Genomic DNA, 16,271 nt, shown 5'->3' on the forward strand with positions numbered 1-16,271 from the left:
GGAGGCCCCGGCATGCGGTCGCCGGGGCCTCCTCTGTGCTGGGGTGGCCCGAGAGGGAACCGGGCCACCCGCGTCTAGACGTTGAAGATGCTGACCCCTCCTGGGCCGACCAGCAGTGCGACGACGATGAGGATGATGCCCCACAAGATCTGCCGGCGCAGGAGCGCGACGACACCGGCGATGCCGATCAGCACCGCGATGATCCACAGGATGGTTGCCATGACTGTTTGATACCTCCGGGGTGAGATTGATAAACGTGTCCGTGTCAGAGGTCCTCGGCCCAGGTGGTACGGCCGGAGAGGGCGTCACGGACCTTGTCGACGACGCCGACGGCGGGGTCGACGAGTTTGTTGAGCGGCGGCGTGGCGGGTGTGCCCGGGTGCGGCCGCGTCGGTGCGGCACCGCGGGCGATCTCGACCCGGTTGCCGAGCCGGACCAGGTCGGTGTCGGTGCAGGACGCGCGGAGGCGGGGGAACATTTTCCCGGCGGTGCGGCGGGTGTGCTTGCGCACGTGCTCGGCGACCGCCTCGAGAGCGGCGCGGTGCGCGGCGGCCTCCTGCCGGGGAGTGATGTGCAGGCGACGCAGTGCCACCAGGAGCTCTGCGTCGGCCTCGATCTCCCGGGCGGCGATCGGCTCGCCGTCGGGCAGCACAGCCCGTACTGTCGGATAGAGATACTGCTCCTCGGCGGAAAGGTGCCGGGACAGTGTGGCCACCAGCACGTCCTCGACGTCCTGCGACGTCTCGTCGTCGGCCAGCCGGTGGCATAGCTGGTCGATCAGCCGGTGGTCCTCGTCGAGCAGGTCCAGCATGCTGTGCCCGGGGACCTCGAGCTCCTCGGCGACGGGCGGCAACGGTGGGAGCGGGACCGCGTTCACGTCGACCCTCCTCGATCACGTGTAGTGACCGCGGATTACCCGGGGCGACGATTCTTGAAACCGGGGTCCGGCCGCCCGGCAAATTGTCAGTGCCGCCTGATATGACTTCTGCATGGACGCCACCGACGAGGTCATCGAGCTCTGCCGCGATCTGCTGCGCATCGACACCACCAACACCGGCGACCTCGACACGAGTGCGGGGGAGCGGGTGGCCGCTGAATACGTGGCCGAGAAGCTCGCCGAGGTCGGGCTCCAGCCCCAGATCCTCGAGAGCGCGCCGGGCCGGGCCAATGTCGTGGCCCGGTTCGAGGGGGCGGATCCGTCGCGTGACGCCCTGCTCATCCACGGTCACCTGGACGTGGTGCCCGCCGACGCCTCGGAGTGGTCGGTCCACCCGTTCGGCGGCGAGATCAAGGACGGGTATCTGTGGGGGCGTGGCGCCGTCGACATGAAGGACTTCGACGCGATGGTCCTGGCGTTGGTGCGGCGAATGCGTCGCGAAGGCCGCAAGCCTCCGCGTGACGTCGTCCTGACGTTCCTGGCCGACGAAGAGGCCGGCAGCACGTACGGTGCGCAGTTCCTCGTCGACGAGCACCCGCACCTCTTCGAGGGTGTCACCGAGGCGATCGGCGAGGTCGGCGGCTTCTCCGTCAGCGTGGGCGGCGACCAGCGGCTCTACCTGATCGAGACGGCCCAGAAGGGCATCGACTGGCTGCGCCTGCACGCCAAGGGCCGCCCCGGCCACGGTTCGATGATCAACGATGACAACGCCGTGACCGCGCTCGCCGAGGCCGTCGCGCGGGTCGGCCGGCACCGCTTCCCGATCGTGGTGACCCCGACAGTGCAGGCGTTCCTGGAGCACGTGTCGGAGATCCTCGGCATCGAGCTCGACCTCGACGACCCGGAAGCGGCCGTCGGCAAGATCGGCCCGATCGCCATGATCATCGGTGCGACGCTGCGTAACACGGCCAACCCGACCCGCCTCGCCGCGGGGTACAAGGACAACGTCATCCCCGGCCGGGCCTCGGCGACCATCGACTGCCGGACGCTGCCGGGTCAGTCCGAGATCTTCGAGCAGCAGCTACGGGATCTCGTCGGGCCCGACATCGAGTTGGAGTACGTCCACCGCCAGCCGGGCCTCGAGACGACCTTCGACGGGGCGCTCGTCGACGCGATGTCCGCCGCGCTCAAGGCCGAGGACCCGGGCGCGCTCCCGGTGCCGTACATGCTCAGCGGCGGCACCGACGCCAAGCAGTTCCACAAGCTGGGCATCCGCTGCTTCGGGTTCTCCCCGCTGCGCCTGCCGGCCGACCTGAACTTCGGCGCGTTGTTCCACGGCATTGACGAGCGCGTTCCCGTGGAGGGACTACAGTTCGGCGTGCGAGTCCTCGACCGGTTCCTGCAGCAGTCCTGATCCACCCGCGAAACCACCCGTGAAGACCCACTGACCGGCACCACTCACATCGACCCCAGGGGGAGTCTCATCATGACCGACCGGCACGCGGAGCTCGACGCCGCGCTCGAGCGCGTGATCTCGGCGGCCCGCGACCATCTTGCCGCGGTCAAGGCCGCCGACGGGCGGGCCGACGACGACGAGGTGTGGCGCGCCTACGTGGAGCTCAACAACGCCTCCAACGGCTACGACGAGCTGCTGCTCGACGCCTTCGGTGAGGTCACCCCGTGGGACGTCGAGGCGATCGACCCCGACGAGGCCGACCGGCAGTTCGGTGTCGGCATCGGCGGCGTCGACGGATCCGAGGCCGAGGACCCGCACCCGCGGATCATCTCGGTCCGTCAGCGCCGCGACTACCGGGTTCCCAGCGTCGCCGCGCTGCTGCGGCTCGCCGACGCCGCCCGCCGCACCAATCCCGGCGACGGCGACACCTCCGCGGTCGAGACGGTCGGCGAGGCCGTCCTCGAGCTCATGCAGGCCGGCGACGGCTCCCTCGGCGCCCTCGACATCCCCGAGCTCGAGTCCCTCGACGGCGTGGTGATCGTCGCCGAGGTCGAGTCCCCGCTCGACCCGGAGGCGTTCGAGGACACCGACGGCACCGGCCCGTTCGCTCTCAACGACGGCGAGCGGGTCGTCGACCGGCTCGACGAGCACGCCTATGTCGACCTGGACGAGGAGCTCGACGAGGACGAGGAGGGCGACGGCGTCGACGCCGGCCTGTCCGAGCCGCCGGGCGAGGGCTCCGGCGTGGGCGAGGCCGCCGACCGACGCTGACCGTTCGCCGTCCCGGCGGGTCGGCCCCCGCCGACGCTGAGACCTGCTACGACCGGCGCGTCGGGCCGAGCCTTCGAGGCGCTCGGCCCGACGCGCCGGTGTGTTGTGGGCGACCGCTGTTCCCGGGTGCCGGATCTGGGTGATTTGCCCGCGTGGACGCCCTGGACGAGGACGGCGGGTCGGCCGGGGCGGCTCGCGGCGCTTCAGGGCGGTGCCGGATGCCGCCGCGCTCTGTGGCGCGGGCGGTGCCGGGTGCTGGCGCGCTCCGTGGCACTGGGTGCCGGCTGTCGGCCCGTCCTGCGGTTCGGGTGATGCCGGCAAGCCAGTCCGGAGGCAGCGCTCGGCGGACTGCTTCGCGCCGCGTCCGATGGGCAGCGCCGGGGGTGCTGCCTACGGCCGCGGTCGCCATCGAGTTGACCTGACCGGAAACCGGCGGAGGGGCTGGGCGCAGCCGGCGTGCGGCGGGCCGCGTCGGTCACGCCAGAGCATCAGGGCGGTCCGGGGGCAGGGCCCGAAAGCATGCGCGGGCCGCGGCCGCGGGCCGAGAGTCGGCGGCAAGGTCACAGGTCGAGGGGGAGGTCACCCGCTGGCGCAGGAATCACTCACCGTCACCGAGGTGTCGCGGTGCCGGGGCTGGTGCGTGGCGTCGGAGCGTCAGGTGCTCAGACCGGGCAGGGTGTCGTTGGTGACCCTGCGGCGGAGCATCACCTGGCGGGTGCCGTCGGGGTAGAGGCGGACGCGGGCGAGCTCCCAGCCGCCGAACTCTGCGTGGATCGTCAACTGCGCGTTGGCGGTCATCCGATCGACATTCGACGGCAACCGCAACGGCACGTACTCGTAGTCCATCTTTGGAAGGTCACCCCAAACCGATATATCAGCAGCTCAACGCACATATTATGGAACGCTGGCGGCTGACTCCATAGCGTAGTGGGGGCACCCCGAGGGCGCGCACCACCTGAAGCAGCGTCCTCGCACCGTACTGCTGCGCCAGCAGTCGAGCCAACAGCGGAACGGGCCGCGCCGTCCCGCACATACACGGCGACACCCTGGTGGCTTTCAACAAGGTCCCGCTCGCGCGGCGCCCGCTGCACCGTCGACGGCGACACCCCCGTACCGCTCACACAGCTCCCGCTGCGACGGCAGCGCGGCGCCCTCCGCGAGCTGCCCCGACGTGATGCCCTCGACGATCTCCCGCACGATCCGATCGGCATGAGTTTCACGTTTGGGCATACCGGCTCATCTTCCGGCGACAACGGGGCACTCTGCTAGGTGCACCTATTTGATCACTCGATGCGAGCGACGTGAAGTATTGTGCGGCGCCGATGCGTCGTGTGGAAAACGTCACTCGACCTGTTCGACCCAAGTGGTCCATATCGATAGCGTCCGACCAGTCGTCCGCCGGTAGGCACTCTGCTAGGCAGCCGAGTGGCACTGCCGACGGCGGCCATCGCCGCGTTCACTGCGCCTGCGTCTCGCGCAGCCGATCGGCTTCGTCGACGATCTGCAACGCCCGGCTTCGATGAGGCTCCGTGGCCACCCGTGCGATCCCGCCTGCGGGCCGGTGACCAGCCCGATCCAGCGGGTGTGACCAGGACCGGGAAGCCGATGCGGTGCACGCGCCCGCCGGGCGAGGAACGGGCGCGCTGGAGGGCGGTGTGGCCTCCGCTCAGATCGGAGCGGACATGAGCATCATTTTCGACTCGCAGTGCTGGAACTGCCGCCACTACCGGTCCTGGCCCGAGTCGCCGCGCCACTTTGGCACCTCGACGTGCGCGGCGTTCCCCGACGGCATCCCGCGGCGCGTCCTCTCCGGCGCCGTGGATCACCGCCAACCTCTCCCGGGCGACAACGGTGTCCGGTGGGAGTCCAACGGCCGGCGGTGGCCGGAGCTACCGCCCGAGGTGCAGGCAGTCCTTGACCAGCGGTAGTCGCCGATGCGGCGGGTACGCTGTGTGTGGTGCACGTGGACTCTCGGGAGGTGTGGGCGGTCGGCCCGTGGCCGCATGCTTCGCAGATGCGCAGTAGGCAGGCAGGACGCGAGATCGGCGATCCCACCAACGGCAGCGCCGAGCATCAGGCCGACGGCGAGCCCGCCAGCGGTGAACATCAGTGGGCGCCAGCCCAACTGCGTGCCGGGCGATGCCGGGATTTGTGGTGGCGCGGCCGCCGGTGGCTCCTCACTGAGCGGGGGGGACGTATGGGACGTCGTGATCCCGGTCGGATCGCGACGGCGAGAAGGACGTGCGGGCTGCGGACCTCGCGGCCGTCGGTAACGGCGAGCGTAACGGACCGACAATGCGATACGTTAGGAGCCTGATTTACATATTTGGATATATATCCGAGGCGGCACGTGCCTGAAACCCACACCAGTCCACCGAGCCCCGATGGGCTGACCACGTCGGCGGAGTTCGTCGCAGCACTCGCCTCGCTGCGGCGATGGTCAGGCTTGACGTACCGCCAACTCGCCGCGAAGGCGGAAGCCTCTGGCACCGTCCTACCGTCGAGCACGATCGCGTCGGCACTGAGCCGCGCGACGCTGCCCAAGGCCCAGGTGGTCGAGGCGTTCGTGCGCGCCTGCGGCCTCGACGACGAGGCCGCCGCGCGGTGGTCGGCGGTCCGGCAGGCCCTCGCCGTCACCACGGCGCCGGACGCGCCGACACCCCAGCCCGTCGAGCACCCACGGACATCGAGTACGCCCACCGAAGCCAGTCGGGGCCGCGGACCTTGGGTGATCGCGGCGGCGGGCGGGCTGCTGATCGCGATCATACTCGGCACACTGCTGATCACCGACCGGGACAGCGACAACGCGGGCTCTGACACTCCGGTCCGCGCTGACGGCTGGTACGTCATGAAACCCGTCCACATCACCGATCAGGACCTCTGCCTCGGCGAAGGACGTGAACGCAACGGACACACCGACCGACCCATCGTGGTCCAGCGACCGTGCGACGCGGTCTCGCCTGACACCTACCTGAAGGCCGTCGGCAGCGGGGTCTACGAGATCCAGTGGCACAATCCTGTTCAGGGCACCGCCTGCCTGACGGTCGACGACGCGATCATCAGCGGTGGCGCGCTCCTCGCACCGGCGGACTGTGCCGGCGCCGCACATCAGCGGTTCCTGCTCGAAGCGATGAGCGCCCCGGCGCACGGTGGCTTCCGCCTGCGGCCGGTCCACAGCGGACTGTGTATCGGCATACTCGGCGGCCCCGCCGAGATGAACAGTGGCGCGGAAGCGGTCCAGATGCCGTGCACCGGGGCTGCCGATCAGGAGTTCCTGATCGAGCTCACCACTCGGGTGAACCGACCTTCCTGACGTCCTTCCCGCCATGAAGCGGTGATTCCGGCCTGTCACGCCGCTTTCGCGGCAGACTTCTGGCAGGTTGCCGCTTCGCCGCGCGGTGTTGCGAACGCCGACCATCCGGCGTCGTGTGACGAGAGTGTCCTTTTCGAGCCGAGCTGGTCAGGTCCTAGACAAACCCGATCATCGCAGCTCGAAGGACACTCTCGTCACATCTCCACGCCGCTTTTGGTCACCGCGGACCAATCCGGTCCACGGATCGAGGCTCAGACGTTGTTGTTGATCCAGGGTGCCTCCTCGATGCTCCCCGGGTTGCATGAGTTGGCCACGACATATCGGCGGCAGACTTGGAACCGAATCTTGCTGCCTTTGTGGTTGTAGTAGTTGGCGCTGGAGGACTCGTAGTAATCCTTGTTGCAGGTGCCCCAGTGGGGGGCGCCCAGGTCGTTATTGCACCAACCGTGCCGGAATGGCTGCCACGAGGAGCCATTCCAGAGCCAGTTCTCCCAGTAGATGAAGGTTTGGCCTCCTTCCGCGAAGCCGTCTTGAACGCGCCAGACGTCGCCATGCCTGGTGAAGCAGCCTTTGGCGGTCATGATGTATCCGACCTCGGGTACGACGTTCCATTGTTCTGTGCAGTACTCGCCGCCCGTTTCATAGGTGATGGTGGATATATCGTCTTCGAACGGTTTCACGAACCCCGCGGCGGCTAGGGCCTGGCCTTGTCCTCCTATCAGGACGGCGATGATGACTGCGGCTATGGTGATCATTCTCTTCATGACATCGATGAAATCGAGTCGCCCGCGAGCTGGCAACGGATGCCGGTGTTCGAGACTGTCCGGGACTGTTCGGGACGGTTCAGCGATCGTCTTTGGCGCAGCCGGCGGTCAGTGCAGTCCGCGACTCCTCGGCGTAGTCGACACCAGCCTGTTCGCCAGGGAATCGGCGCTGAATCTCCTCGACGAGCTCGCACGCGTTCATGGCCAGCGATGGCAGCGACTCGCGGCCCAGGGTGACCGCGCGCCGGCCCGCGCCGACGGCGGCCTCTAGGTCCCCGGCCCGGGCGGCGAGAACCCCCAGGGTGATCTCCGCCTCGGCGACCCGCCTCGGCCGCAGCACGGCGCCGTCGATGTCGGTGCCGGTAGTTGCCGGGCAGCCGGTCCGGATGCCCGGTCGCGGTCCATGACGCGCCGGCGTGCGGGCGGATGGTCAGCGGCCCGAACTCGTCGAACGCGAACACCCGGTCCGGGAATGTCGTGGTGACCTCCTCGATCTGGGCGAGTTTGGCCTCGGCGTTCGGGTCGTTGGTTTCTTCCAGGTCTTGGTCCGCTGGAAGGTGATGTCGTGCTGGTGCAACAACCCCCGGAGCCGTTCCCGGCCCACGACCACGCGGCGCGTTCCGTGCCGGGCGACTCCATGATCATGGGAAGGATGTGGCTGCCCCGATAGCCGGATCTTTCCCATGATCATGCAAGACCGGGAAGTTAAGCCGCTGGGGCTGTTGTCAATGGGCTGGTTGATGTGCCGATAGCGATGGCGATGTCGGTGATCCGGTGGATGATCTTCGGGGTTTTCAGGTTCTTGTAGGCGTAACGGGAGATCGGCCGTTTCACCACACGTGGGCTGATCCGGGCGCGTCGGGCCGGTAGCAGGTCAGCCAGCACAGCACGACCGATCGCACCGACCAGGTCGACCGCGATAGTGATCACCCCGACAGCGCGGATGGTCAGATCGCGGGCGGTCTGCACGGCGATGGTGAAGCTGGCCCGGTCCGGGTCGGCCCCGGTGGTGTCCGTGGCCCAGGTCATCGTCTGCCGCAGCGCCTGATAGACGGTCAGCAGTGCGTAGAGTTCCTGATCGACGCCGTCCGGAGTGGTCGAACGCAGCACCCGCCCAGCCAGCAGGGTGTGCTTGATCGCCAGGAAGGTCGACTCGACCTCCCACCGCTCGTGGTAGAGCTCGATCAGCGCCCCGGCCGGATAGCGGCGCTCGTCGGTGAGGGTAGTGACCAGCCGCCAGACACCGGTACGGGTCGAACCATCCGCACAGGACAGCGTGACGACCGCCTCGACCACCCGAACCCGCACCCCAGCCACCACACTGGCGTAGGAACCGTCACCAAGACGGTCCAGCACCGGCAGCTTGCGACTGGACTTGACCCGCAGCAACAACCCCGCCCCAGCGGCGGTGACCTTCGTCATGAACATGTTGGTGTCATAGCCACGGTCGGCCAGCAGCAGCATTCCCGGCCGCAGCAGACCCAGCAACCCCACGGCATAACTGGTCTCACCACTCTCACCGCCCACGCCGGTACCGAACACCGCACCGAACACCGCCCGAGTCCCGGTCTCCACCAACGCCACCACCCGCACCAGCGGATACCCCGGCTCACCGGCACGGGCCATCCGCTTGCCGTACACCGCCCGATTCGCCGGCGAATCCGGCACATTCACCGTGGACCCGTCGATCGCCACCGTACGCAGCCCCCGCCACCACGCCCCGACCGTGTCGCGACCCGCCACCGGCCCGGCCAGAGTCTGGAACAACCGCCGCAGCGGCGGCACCCCCACCCGCCGCCGCGCCTGCGCCAACCCCGACGACGACGGACACACCCCCAACCCGGCCACCACACCCAACCCACCGACCAACGCTCCCCACACCCGCCGATACGACAACGAGCCGAACAACCCCAACCCCAACAGCCAATACACCACCACCCGCGACGGCAACCGCTGCACCCGCCGCTGCACCCGCCCCGTCTCGGCCAACACCGCATCCACCAACTCCACCGGCACAGCCCGGGTCAACTCACCCAGATGCCCCGCCGCGAACACCCCCACCGGCACCGACCCGACCCCGGCAATGACAGACTCCTCCGACAACGGGACTCCCCCCACAGGCTGATCTTGGTCGACTGCCTGTTCTACCGGAGTCCCGTTGCCTTATCACCCCACCACACCGCAACCACACACCCTTGACAGCAACCCTCACGACTTAACTTCCCGGTCTTGCATGATCATGGGGTCGCCCGGCCTGGCGGCGGGATTGCGCGGGAACGCGTGCCGGCCGGCGCTCTCGGCGGCGACGCCTCCGAGGGCAGCGCCCCGAATTGTCGGCCTGGTCCGGGTTGACAAGAGGCCGTTGGGCCTAACTTCGCGGCCTTGGTGATCATCGCTCGTCGCAGCCTGATCGGTGACCCCGTACCACGCCGCACGATCTGCTGTGATCGCCGGCCCTCGTCATCACTGAGACGCCGCGCCCGAACGGGTTCCGCCATCCCGACAGCCTGAACCCCACCCCACACCAACGTTTCCGGTCAGAGCACCAGGGAGGCTTCGCCTCGGACCGCCGAGATGGGTAGCTGACCTGGTCTAGCCGGTTGCGGTAGTCGCATCCTCTATGCACGGATGTGATTGCCGGAGGTGAGCGGCCGTGGCTTCGCGTGTGGTCAGGACGAATCCGGTGACGGTCAACGATGTGCTCGACGGCCGGAAGCTGCTGGAGATCGACTGCGTGGACCGGGTCTATCTCACCTTGTCGGTGCCGAACCTGATGGTGGGCGGGCAGGTCGTCGGCTTCCTCACCGGACATGAGGGCCAGCCCATCCCATCGCCGGCGCTGCTGGAACGGCGCGGGCAGACGTTCCGCCGCGCGGTGGAGTCCTTCGCCCGGTCCAACAACATCCCGGTCATCACTTTCACCGGCAAGCGGGACAAGAGCCGTCCAGGTGTGCTCGCCGACAGCCCGTGGCCGGAACGCAAGATCGATCAAGTGATGCCGCTGATCCGCAAGGCCGCCGCCACCGGCCGGTCCCAGGTGGTCGCGATCGGCGTGGCCCAGGAGTATCAGCGGGTGTTCACCGGCAGCAAGTCCGAGACCGGCACCGGGGCGGTGTGGTTCACCTACCAGCGCACCGAACGGCGGGTGACCTGCTACTACTTCTACCTGTGGGATGCTGACATCGGCCCGGCGTTTATCAAGATCTGCGCCTACTTCCCCTACCCCGGCAAGATCTGGCTCAACGGGCACGAGTGGGCCAAACGTCAAGCCACCAAGGCCGGTATCGGCTTCCGCGACCTGTCCAACGGCTTCGCCGCTACCGATGATCCCGCCGCCCTCCAAGCCATCTGCGACCGCCTCGGCCCCGCCACCATCAAGGTGTTCACCGAACGCTGGTGGGCTCGGCTACCACTGCCGTTCACCCCCACCGACCGGGCCGCCGGCTACTGGTGGGACATCTCCATGCGCCAGATCGAGGTCGCCAAAACCATCGTGTTCACCGCACCCCGCCACGCCCGCGCCTTCTTCGAAGCCCTCACCGCGGACAACCTCGACATCGGCCGTCCCGACAACATGGAAATCATCTTCAACCGGCAGATCCGCGCCAACACACACGGCGTATTCCGCACCGCCGTCGACCGCGACAACGACGGCGTGGTCGTCAACGCCTTCTACCGCCACTCCCGCATCAAGTACTACCTCAAAGACCGCCGCGCACTGCGCATCGAAACCGTCGTCAATGACACCTACGACGTCGGCGTGCTGCGCCGCCTGGAACACCTCGACGAACTCATCGCCAAAGCCCGTGACGTCAACCGCCGACTGCTGGACACTATCCGGGTCGGTCAGGACTGCGTCCTCGCGAGCCCAGCCATCGAGCGGGTCGCGCAACCCACCCTCACCGAGGATGGCAGGAGGGCCCCAGCCCTACGCTTCGGCGACCCTCGGGTCATGGCCCTGACCGGCGCCCTCTGCCTCAACCTCTTCGCCGTCACCGGCATCACCAACAAGAGCCTTCGCGCCTTGACCACCCGGCTGCTCGGCACCCCCTACACCACCAGCCAGATGACCTACGACCTGCGCCGCCTACGCCTCAACGGCCTGCTCCGACGCGTCGAACACACCCACACCTACCTGCTCACCCCCGACGGGCAACGCCTGGCAATCTTCTACACCAAACTCCACGACCGTCTCCTGCGCCCGCTCATGGCAGCCGACCAGCCCCAAGCCCCACCCGCCCTCCGCCACGCGCTGACCACCATCGACCAGCACGTCGAGGACTACATCACCCGCGCACGACTCAAAACCGCAGCCTGAAAACCTGACTCCCCTGTTCAGATTCTCAAACCCAAGGATCTAGTTGAATTCGGTGCCCTGAGGTGCGTTTGGCCCCTTTTGCTGGTGACTGTACGTGCCGAAAAACTCTGACGCACGTACTCGCAGTCCATGCGCCGATAGTGCTACGACCCTATCCGCTGCACCAGCCCCTCCGCGGAGCCGGCGACCGCGACCTTGCCGGACCGCGGATCCACCGAGACGGCGACCGGGAGGCGGACCGACGGGTGGCGGGCCACCTCACGCGGTGTGCCGCCGGAGAGGTCGTAGCCCACGATCTCGTTGCGCTGCGTGACCGCGACCCACAGGGTGCGGCGCGTGGGGTCGTACGCGGCGCCGAACGGGGTGCCGGCGACCGGGTGGCGCTGCCGCAGGATGACCGGGCCGGTCTCGAACACCAGCAGCTCGCCGTCGCGGGCGTCGACGACCATGAACCGGCCGGTGCCGCCGGCGGTCACGGTGACCGCGCCGTCGCCGGCCCGGATCGCCTCCTGCTTGGCGCCGTTCGCGGCGCCGAACATGGTCAGTGACGACTGGGAGGCGTCGACGACCGCGATCCGGGTGTCGTCGGCGGCCACCGCCGTGGGGCGGCCGCCCGCGTCGATCGTCCGGGTGACGGTGCCGGTGGGGGAGAGGATGATCACGTCGCCCCGATCGGGGACGGTCACGGCCGTCCAGTCACCCTGCGGAGGGACGGCGAGGGCCGACCCCGCGGCGGGGAGCGCCCAGCGGGCGAGCCCCGGCCAGGCACCACCGGAAGGCCCTGTGGCGGAAGGGCCAGAAGCGGAGGGAGCGGCGGCCGGGGCGGAGGGGCCCGGGGACGACGCGCCGGTCGACGAGGTGCCGGTCGAGGAGGTGCCGGTCAACGGCGGCAGGTTCAGCACGGTCGCGCCGGCCAGTGCCCGGAAACCACCGCCCGGCAGGGCCACCACCGCCCGGGCCGGCTGGTCGACGGGGACGCGGGCGAGCTCGGTGCCGCGCTCGTCCAGTACGACCACCGCTGTGTCGAGGGCGACGGCCGTGCGGCTCCCGCCCACCTCGACCGCGACGGACGCCGGCGCTCCAGCGACCTTGGCCACCGTCCCGGCGGGGGAGGCGGTGAGCGAGGGCGCCCAGGTGGGCGTCGGGACCGTGGCGTCACGATGACTCTTCGGAGCGTCAGCAGTGCAGGCGGTCAGTCCGAGGGACAGCAGAGCGGCGGCGAGCAGCAAACCAGACCGGGGCATGATCAGCCAATTATGTCTGGCGTTCCGGATAGCCTGACGGCGGCGCCGACACGTCGTCGAGCGCGGCCCGGATCTCCCGGGGCAGGACGATCTCCTCGGTCTGCAGCGCGCCGAGGAGCTGCCCGACCGTGCGGGCGCCCAGGACCGGCGCGACGACACCGGGGCGGTCGCGGACCCAGGCCAGGGCGACCTCGAGCGGCGACACGCCGAGTCCGCCGGCGGCGGTGGCCACCGCCTCGACGATGCCGGCGCAGCGGTCGTCGAGGTACGGGGCGACGAACCGCTCGAAGTGCGGCGACGCGGCCCGTGAGTCGGCGGGGACCCCGGTGCGGTACTTCCCGGTCAGCACCCCGCGGCCCAGCGGCGACCACGGCAGCAGGCCGATCCCGAGGGCCGAGCAGGCCGGGACGACCTCACGCTCGATGCCGCGCTCGAGCAAGGAGTACTCCACCTGCGTCGAGACCAGCGGCGCGCGGCCCGGCCACGCCGCCTGCCAGGTGGCGGCGCGCGCGGTCTGCCAGCCGGAGAAGTTCGACACGCCGACGTAGCGGGCCCGGCCGCTGCTCACCGCCAGGTCCATGGCGCTGAGCGTCTCCTCGAGCGGCGTGTCGGGGTCGTAGCCGTGGACCTGCCACAGGTCGACGTGGTCGGTGCCGAGCCGCTGCAGGGACGTGTCGAGGGCGCGCAGCAGGTGGCCCCGGGAGCCGTCACGGCGGCGGGCCATGCCGGGCCGCAGGCCGGCCTTCGTGGCGATGACCAGCTCGTCGCGCGGTACCAGCCGGCCGACCAGGGCGCCGATCACCGACTCCGCCTCGCCGTCGGCGTAGACGTCGGCGGTGTCCAGCAGCGTCCCGCCGGCGTCGCGGAACGTCTTGAGCTGGGCGGCCGCATCGTCGGCGTCGGTGTCGCGCCCCCAGGTCATGGTGCCGAGGGCCAGCCGGGATACCGCCAGCCCGCTACGGCCGAGCGGTCGCTGTTGCATGCATGGAACGATACGGCCGGATGGCGTCTTCGTACGGTAGGCGGGCCCCGGGCTACCCTGGTGCCGCCCGTGCGGGGCGGTGCGGAGGACCCTGGAGGCGGATGTGCGGCTCGCGTTGAACCTCGGATACCTGTCGTCGTGGAACGATCCCATGAGCCACCTGGCGATCGCGCAGGAGGCCGAGCGGCTCGGTTATTCCTGCGTGTGGGTCGCGGAGGCCTACGGATCCGACGCCCCGTCGATGCTGGCGTGGATCGCCGGGCAGACCGAGCGGATCGAGCTCGGCTCGGCCGTGTTCCAGATTCCGGCCCGCACCCCGGCGATGGCGGCGATGACCGCCGCCACGATCGACAAGCTGTCCGGCGGGCGCTTCCGGCTCGGCCTCGGCGTGTCGGGGCCGCAGGTCTCGGAGGGCTGGCACGGGGTGCGTTTCGGCAGGCCGCTGGCGCGCACCCGCGAGTACATCGACATCGTCAACCTGGCGCTGACCCGTAAGGTCGTGCGGTACGACGGCCAGCACTACCGCCTGCCGCTGCCCGACGGCCCCGGCAAGGCGCTCAAGCTCATCCTGCATCCGGTCCGCGACCATGTGCCGGTCTACCTCGCCGCGGTCGGGCCGAAGAACCTGGAGCTGGCGGGCGAGGTGGCCGACGGCTGGCTGGCGATCTTCTTCTCGCCCGAGTTCGCGCACGAGTCGATGGCCTCGATCGCGGCCGGGCGCGCGAAGGCCGGCAAGACCCTCGAGGGGTACGAGGTCGCCGCTGGGGTGCCGGTGGTGTTCGGCGACGACGTGACCATGTGCGCCGAGTTGGTGCGCCACTACGCCGCGCTCTACGTCGGCGGCATGGGCAGCCGCGAGCAGAACTTCTACAACGCCCTCGCCACCCGGATGGGCTACGGCGACGCGGCCCGCGAGGTCCAGGACCTCTACCTCGCCAAGCGGCACCGCGACGCGGCCGCCGCCGTGCCGCTGGAGTTCATCGACCGCACGTCCCTGCTCGGCCCGGTCGAGCGGGTGGCCGAGCGCCTGCGGGCCTACCAGGAGGCCGGCGTGACCGAGATCTCGACCCTGATCTTCGGCGACGCCGACCACGGCATCCAGACGCTGCGCCAGTTGGCCGCCGCGTGGGAGAGGGCGGGTCTGTAGGGTGACGACCGTTCTGCTGCTGCGTCACGGCCGGACCGGCACCAACGCCACCGGAGTGCTGGCCGGCCACCAGCCGGTCGGCCTCGACGAGGTCGGCCGCGCCCAGGCACAGGCCGTCGGCGAGCGCCTCGCGGCCGCGAAGCTTCCGTTGAAGGCCGTCGTCTCCAGCCCGCTGCCGCGCTGCCTGGAGACGCTGTCGCTGGCCTTGCCCTCCTGGGAGGGTGTGCAGGTCGACGACGGCATCATCGAGTGCCGCTACGGTGACTGGACCGGCCGCCGGCTCGGGGAGCTCGCCAAGGAGCCGCTGTGGGCGACCGTCCAGGCGCATCCGTCGGCGGCCCGGTTCCCCGGTGCGGACGCCGAGTCGATGGCGGAGATGTCCGCCCGTGCCGTCGGCACGATCCGCGCCTGGGACGCCCGCGTCTCCGCCGAGCACGGCCCGGAGGCGGTGTGGCTGGCGTGCAGCCACGGCGACATCATCAAGGCGGTCGTCGCCGACGCCCTCGGCATGCACCTGGACCTGTTCCAGCGCATCGCGGTCGAGCCGGCGTCGGTGACGGTGGTCCGCTACACCCCGCTGCGCTCGTTCGTGCTGCGCCTCAACGACACCGGCGGTGATCTGTCCGGGTTCCAGCCCCCTGCGCCGTCGGAGGAGGCTCCGTCGTCGGATGCCGCCGTTGGTGGCGGTTCGGGCGGTTCTGTGTGATCTTGGTGCCCATGTGGGGCGGTTGCCCGCCGGGGCGGATAGAGTTTCGGACATGAGCCACCAGGTGTACGCGTTCGAGCCGCCGGAGCGGTTCGTTGCCGGGACCGTGGGTGCGCCGGGGGAGCGGACCTTCTTCTTGCAGGCGCGCGGAGGGGGCCGCCTGGTCAGCGTCGCCCTGGAAAAGGTGCAGGTGTCGCTGCTCGCGGAGAAGCTCGAGGAGCTCCTCGTGGAGGCGCAGCGCCGCTTCGGTGTCGACCTGCCCGTCGAGCCGCCCGTCGAGGTGGCCGACAACGATCCCCTCGACACGCCGCTGGACGAGGAGTTCCGGGTCGGCACGCTCGGCCTCGCGTTCGACGTCGACACCGCGACCGTGGTCATCGAGGCCATCGCGGTCGGCGAGGACGAGGCCGAGGAGGCCGAGGAAGAGGACGAGGACGAGATCATCGCGGCCGACCGGGATCGGCTGCGGGTCCGGTTGACGCCGCAGGCGACCCGTGCCTTCATCGAGCGGGCCAAGCGGGTCGTCGCCTCCGGCCGGCCACCGTGCCCGCTGTGCGGCCAGCCGCTGGACGCGCGCGGGCACCTCTGCCCCCGTCACAACGGCTACCGCCGGTAGCCGGTCGTGCCGTCGCTGGCCGCGGACGAGGCGCTGGAGCTGCTGCACCACGGCGCCATCGAGATCGAGGGGCGGCT

The 16,271-nt window shown here is 69.6% G+C and carries 17 protein-coding genes; 8 read left to right on the top strand and 9 right to left on the bottom strand.

Annotation, left to right across the window (positions count from 1 at the left end):
- Positions 1-74: 74 nt before the first annotated feature.
- Together Drose_RS17285 and Drose_RS17290 are read right to left on the bottom strand one after the other, a co-directional pair.
- Positions 75-221 carry a GPGG-motif small membrane protein gene (locus Drose_RS17285; protein ID WP_259863962.1) on the bottom strand — a complete coding sequence of 49 codons (147 nt, stop codon included), beginning with the start codon at positions 219-221 and terminating at the stop codon, positions 75-77.
- 44 nt (positions 222-265) lie between these two features.
- Entirely contained in the window at positions 266-877 is a 612-nt protein-coding gene (locus Drose_RS17290) for a hemerythrin domain-containing protein (RefSeq protein ID WP_260729219.1), read from the bottom strand.
- Between the two features lie 112 nt (positions 878-989).
- Here Drose_RS17290 and Drose_RS17295 point away from each other — a divergent pair, with 112 nt between their 5' ends.
- Both Drose_RS17295 and Drose_RS17300 read left to right on the top strand, forming a co-directional pair.
- Positions 990-2,291, top strand: a complete 1,302-nt coding sequence (locus Drose_RS17295) for a M20/M25/M40 family metallo-hydrolase (RefSeq protein ID WP_260729220.1) — start codon at positions 990-992, stop codon at positions 2,289-2,291.
- A gap of 72 nt (positions 2,292-2,363) precedes the next feature.
- Entirely contained in the window at positions 2,364-3,104 is a 741-nt protein-coding gene (locus Drose_RS17300) for a hypothetical protein (RefSeq protein WP_260729221.1), read from the top strand.
- A 654-nt stretch (positions 3,105-3,758) separates the two neighbouring features.
- Here the strand turns inward: Drose_RS17300 and Drose_RS17305 are convergent.
- Both Drose_RS17305 and Drose_RS17310 read right to left on the bottom strand, forming a co-directional pair.
- Entirely contained in the window at positions 3,759-3,950 is a 192-nt protein-coding gene (locus Drose_RS17305; protein ID WP_260729222.1) for a DUF5703 family protein, read from the bottom strand.
- A 210-nt stretch (positions 3,951-4,160) separates the two neighbouring features.
- The gene (locus tag Drose_RS17310) at positions 4,161-4,334 is read right to left on the bottom strand and encodes a GntR family transcriptional regulator (RefSeq protein WP_260729223.1); all 174 of its coding nucleotides are present in this window, start codon (positions 4,332-4,334) and stop codon (positions 4,161-4,163) included.
- A 452-nt stretch (positions 4,335-4,786) separates the two neighbouring features.
- Here Drose_RS17310 and Drose_RS17315 point away from each other — a divergent pair, with 452 nt between their 5' ends.
- Positions 4,787-5,032: a hypothetical protein gene (locus tag Drose_RS17315; RefSeq protein WP_260729224.1), complete on the top strand. Its 246-nt coding sequence runs from the start codon at positions 4,787-4,789 to the stop codon at positions 5,030-5,032.
- 422 nt (positions 5,033-5,454) lie between these two features.
- Positions 5,455-6,417 carry an XRE family transcriptional regulator gene (locus tag Drose_RS17320; protein WP_260729225.1) on the top strand — a complete coding sequence of 321 codons (963 nt, stop codon included), beginning with the start codon at positions 5,455-5,457 and terminating at the stop codon, positions 6,415-6,417.
- Between the two features lie 251 nt (positions 6,418-6,668).
- Here the strand turns inward: Drose_RS17320 and Drose_RS17325 are convergent, their stop codons facing one another.
- The 3 genes from Drose_RS17325 to Drose_RS17340 all read right to left on the bottom strand — a co-directional run bounded on the left by Drose_RS17325 (position 6,669) and on the right by Drose_RS17340 (position 9,284).
- Positions 6,669-7,181 carry a hypothetical protein gene (locus Drose_RS17325; RefSeq protein ID WP_260729226.1) on the bottom strand — a complete coding sequence of 171 codons (513 nt, stop codon included), beginning with the start codon at positions 7,179-7,181 and terminating at the stop codon, positions 6,669-6,671.
- 79 nt (positions 7,182-7,260) lie between these two features.
- Entirely contained in the window at positions 7,261-7,521 is a 261-nt protein-coding gene (locus Drose_RS17330; RefSeq protein ID WP_260729994.1) for a hypothetical protein, read from the bottom strand.
- Positions 7,522-7,886: 365 nt separating this feature from the next.
- Complete coding sequence (locus Drose_RS17340; protein ID WP_260729227.1) at positions 7,887-9,284, bottom strand: IS4 family transposase; 1,398 nt, start codon at positions 9,282-9,284, stop codon at positions 7,887-7,889.
- A gap of 580 nt (positions 9,285-9,864) precedes the next feature.
- On the opposite strand from Drose_RS17340, the gene Drose_RS17350 reads away from it, so the two are divergent.
- On the top strand, positions 9,865-11,499 hold the full coding sequence (locus tag Drose_RS17350; RefSeq protein WP_260729228.1) for a hypothetical protein: 1,635 nt from the start codon (positions 9,865-9,867) through the stop codon (positions 11,497-11,499).
- A gap of 143 nt (positions 11,500-11,642) precedes the next feature.
- Here the strand turns inward: Drose_RS17350 and Drose_RS17355 are convergent, their stop codons facing one another.
- A complete protein-coding gene (locus tag Drose_RS17355) occupies positions 11,643-12,743 on the bottom strand; it encodes a YncE family protein (RefSeq protein ID WP_260729229.1) in 1,101 nt (366 codons plus the stop codon).
- A gap of 10 nt (positions 12,744-12,753) precedes the next feature.
- Entirely contained in the window at positions 12,754-13,725 is a 972-nt protein-coding gene (locus tag Drose_RS17360; protein WP_260729230.1) for an aldo/keto reductase, read from the bottom strand.
- A gap of 103 nt (positions 13,726-13,828) precedes the next feature.
- Between Drose_RS17360 and Drose_RS17365 the strand changes: the two genes are divergently transcribed.
- The 3 genes from Drose_RS17365 to Drose_RS17375 are packed head-to-tail and all read left to right on the top strand — an operon-like array spanning position 13,829 to position 16,194.
- Positions 13,829-14,872 (top strand): LLM class F420-dependent oxidoreductase, encoded by a 1,044-nt coding sequence (locus Drose_RS17365; RefSeq protein WP_260729231.1) that lies wholly within the window; start codon positions 13,829-13,831, stop codon positions 14,870-14,872.
- A 1-nt stretch (position 14,873) separates the two neighbouring features.
- Positions 14,874-15,578, top strand: coding sequence for a histidine phosphatase family protein (locus Drose_RS17370; protein WP_260729232.1), 705 nt, complete (start codon positions 14,874-14,876; stop codon positions 15,576-15,578).
- A gap of 52 nt (positions 15,579-15,630) precedes the next feature.
- Positions 15,631-16,194: a DUF3090 domain-containing protein gene (locus Drose_RS17375; protein WP_260729233.1), complete on the top strand. Its 564-nt coding sequence runs from the start codon at positions 15,631-15,633 to the stop codon at positions 16,192-16,194.
- Positions 16,195-16,271: the final 77 nt, after the last annotated feature.

It is taken from the genome of Dactylosporangium roseum, from assembly GCF_025264685.1.
GTDB lineage: Bacteria > Actinomycetota > Actinomycetes > Mycobacteriales > Micromonosporaceae > Dactylosporangium > Dactylosporangium roseum.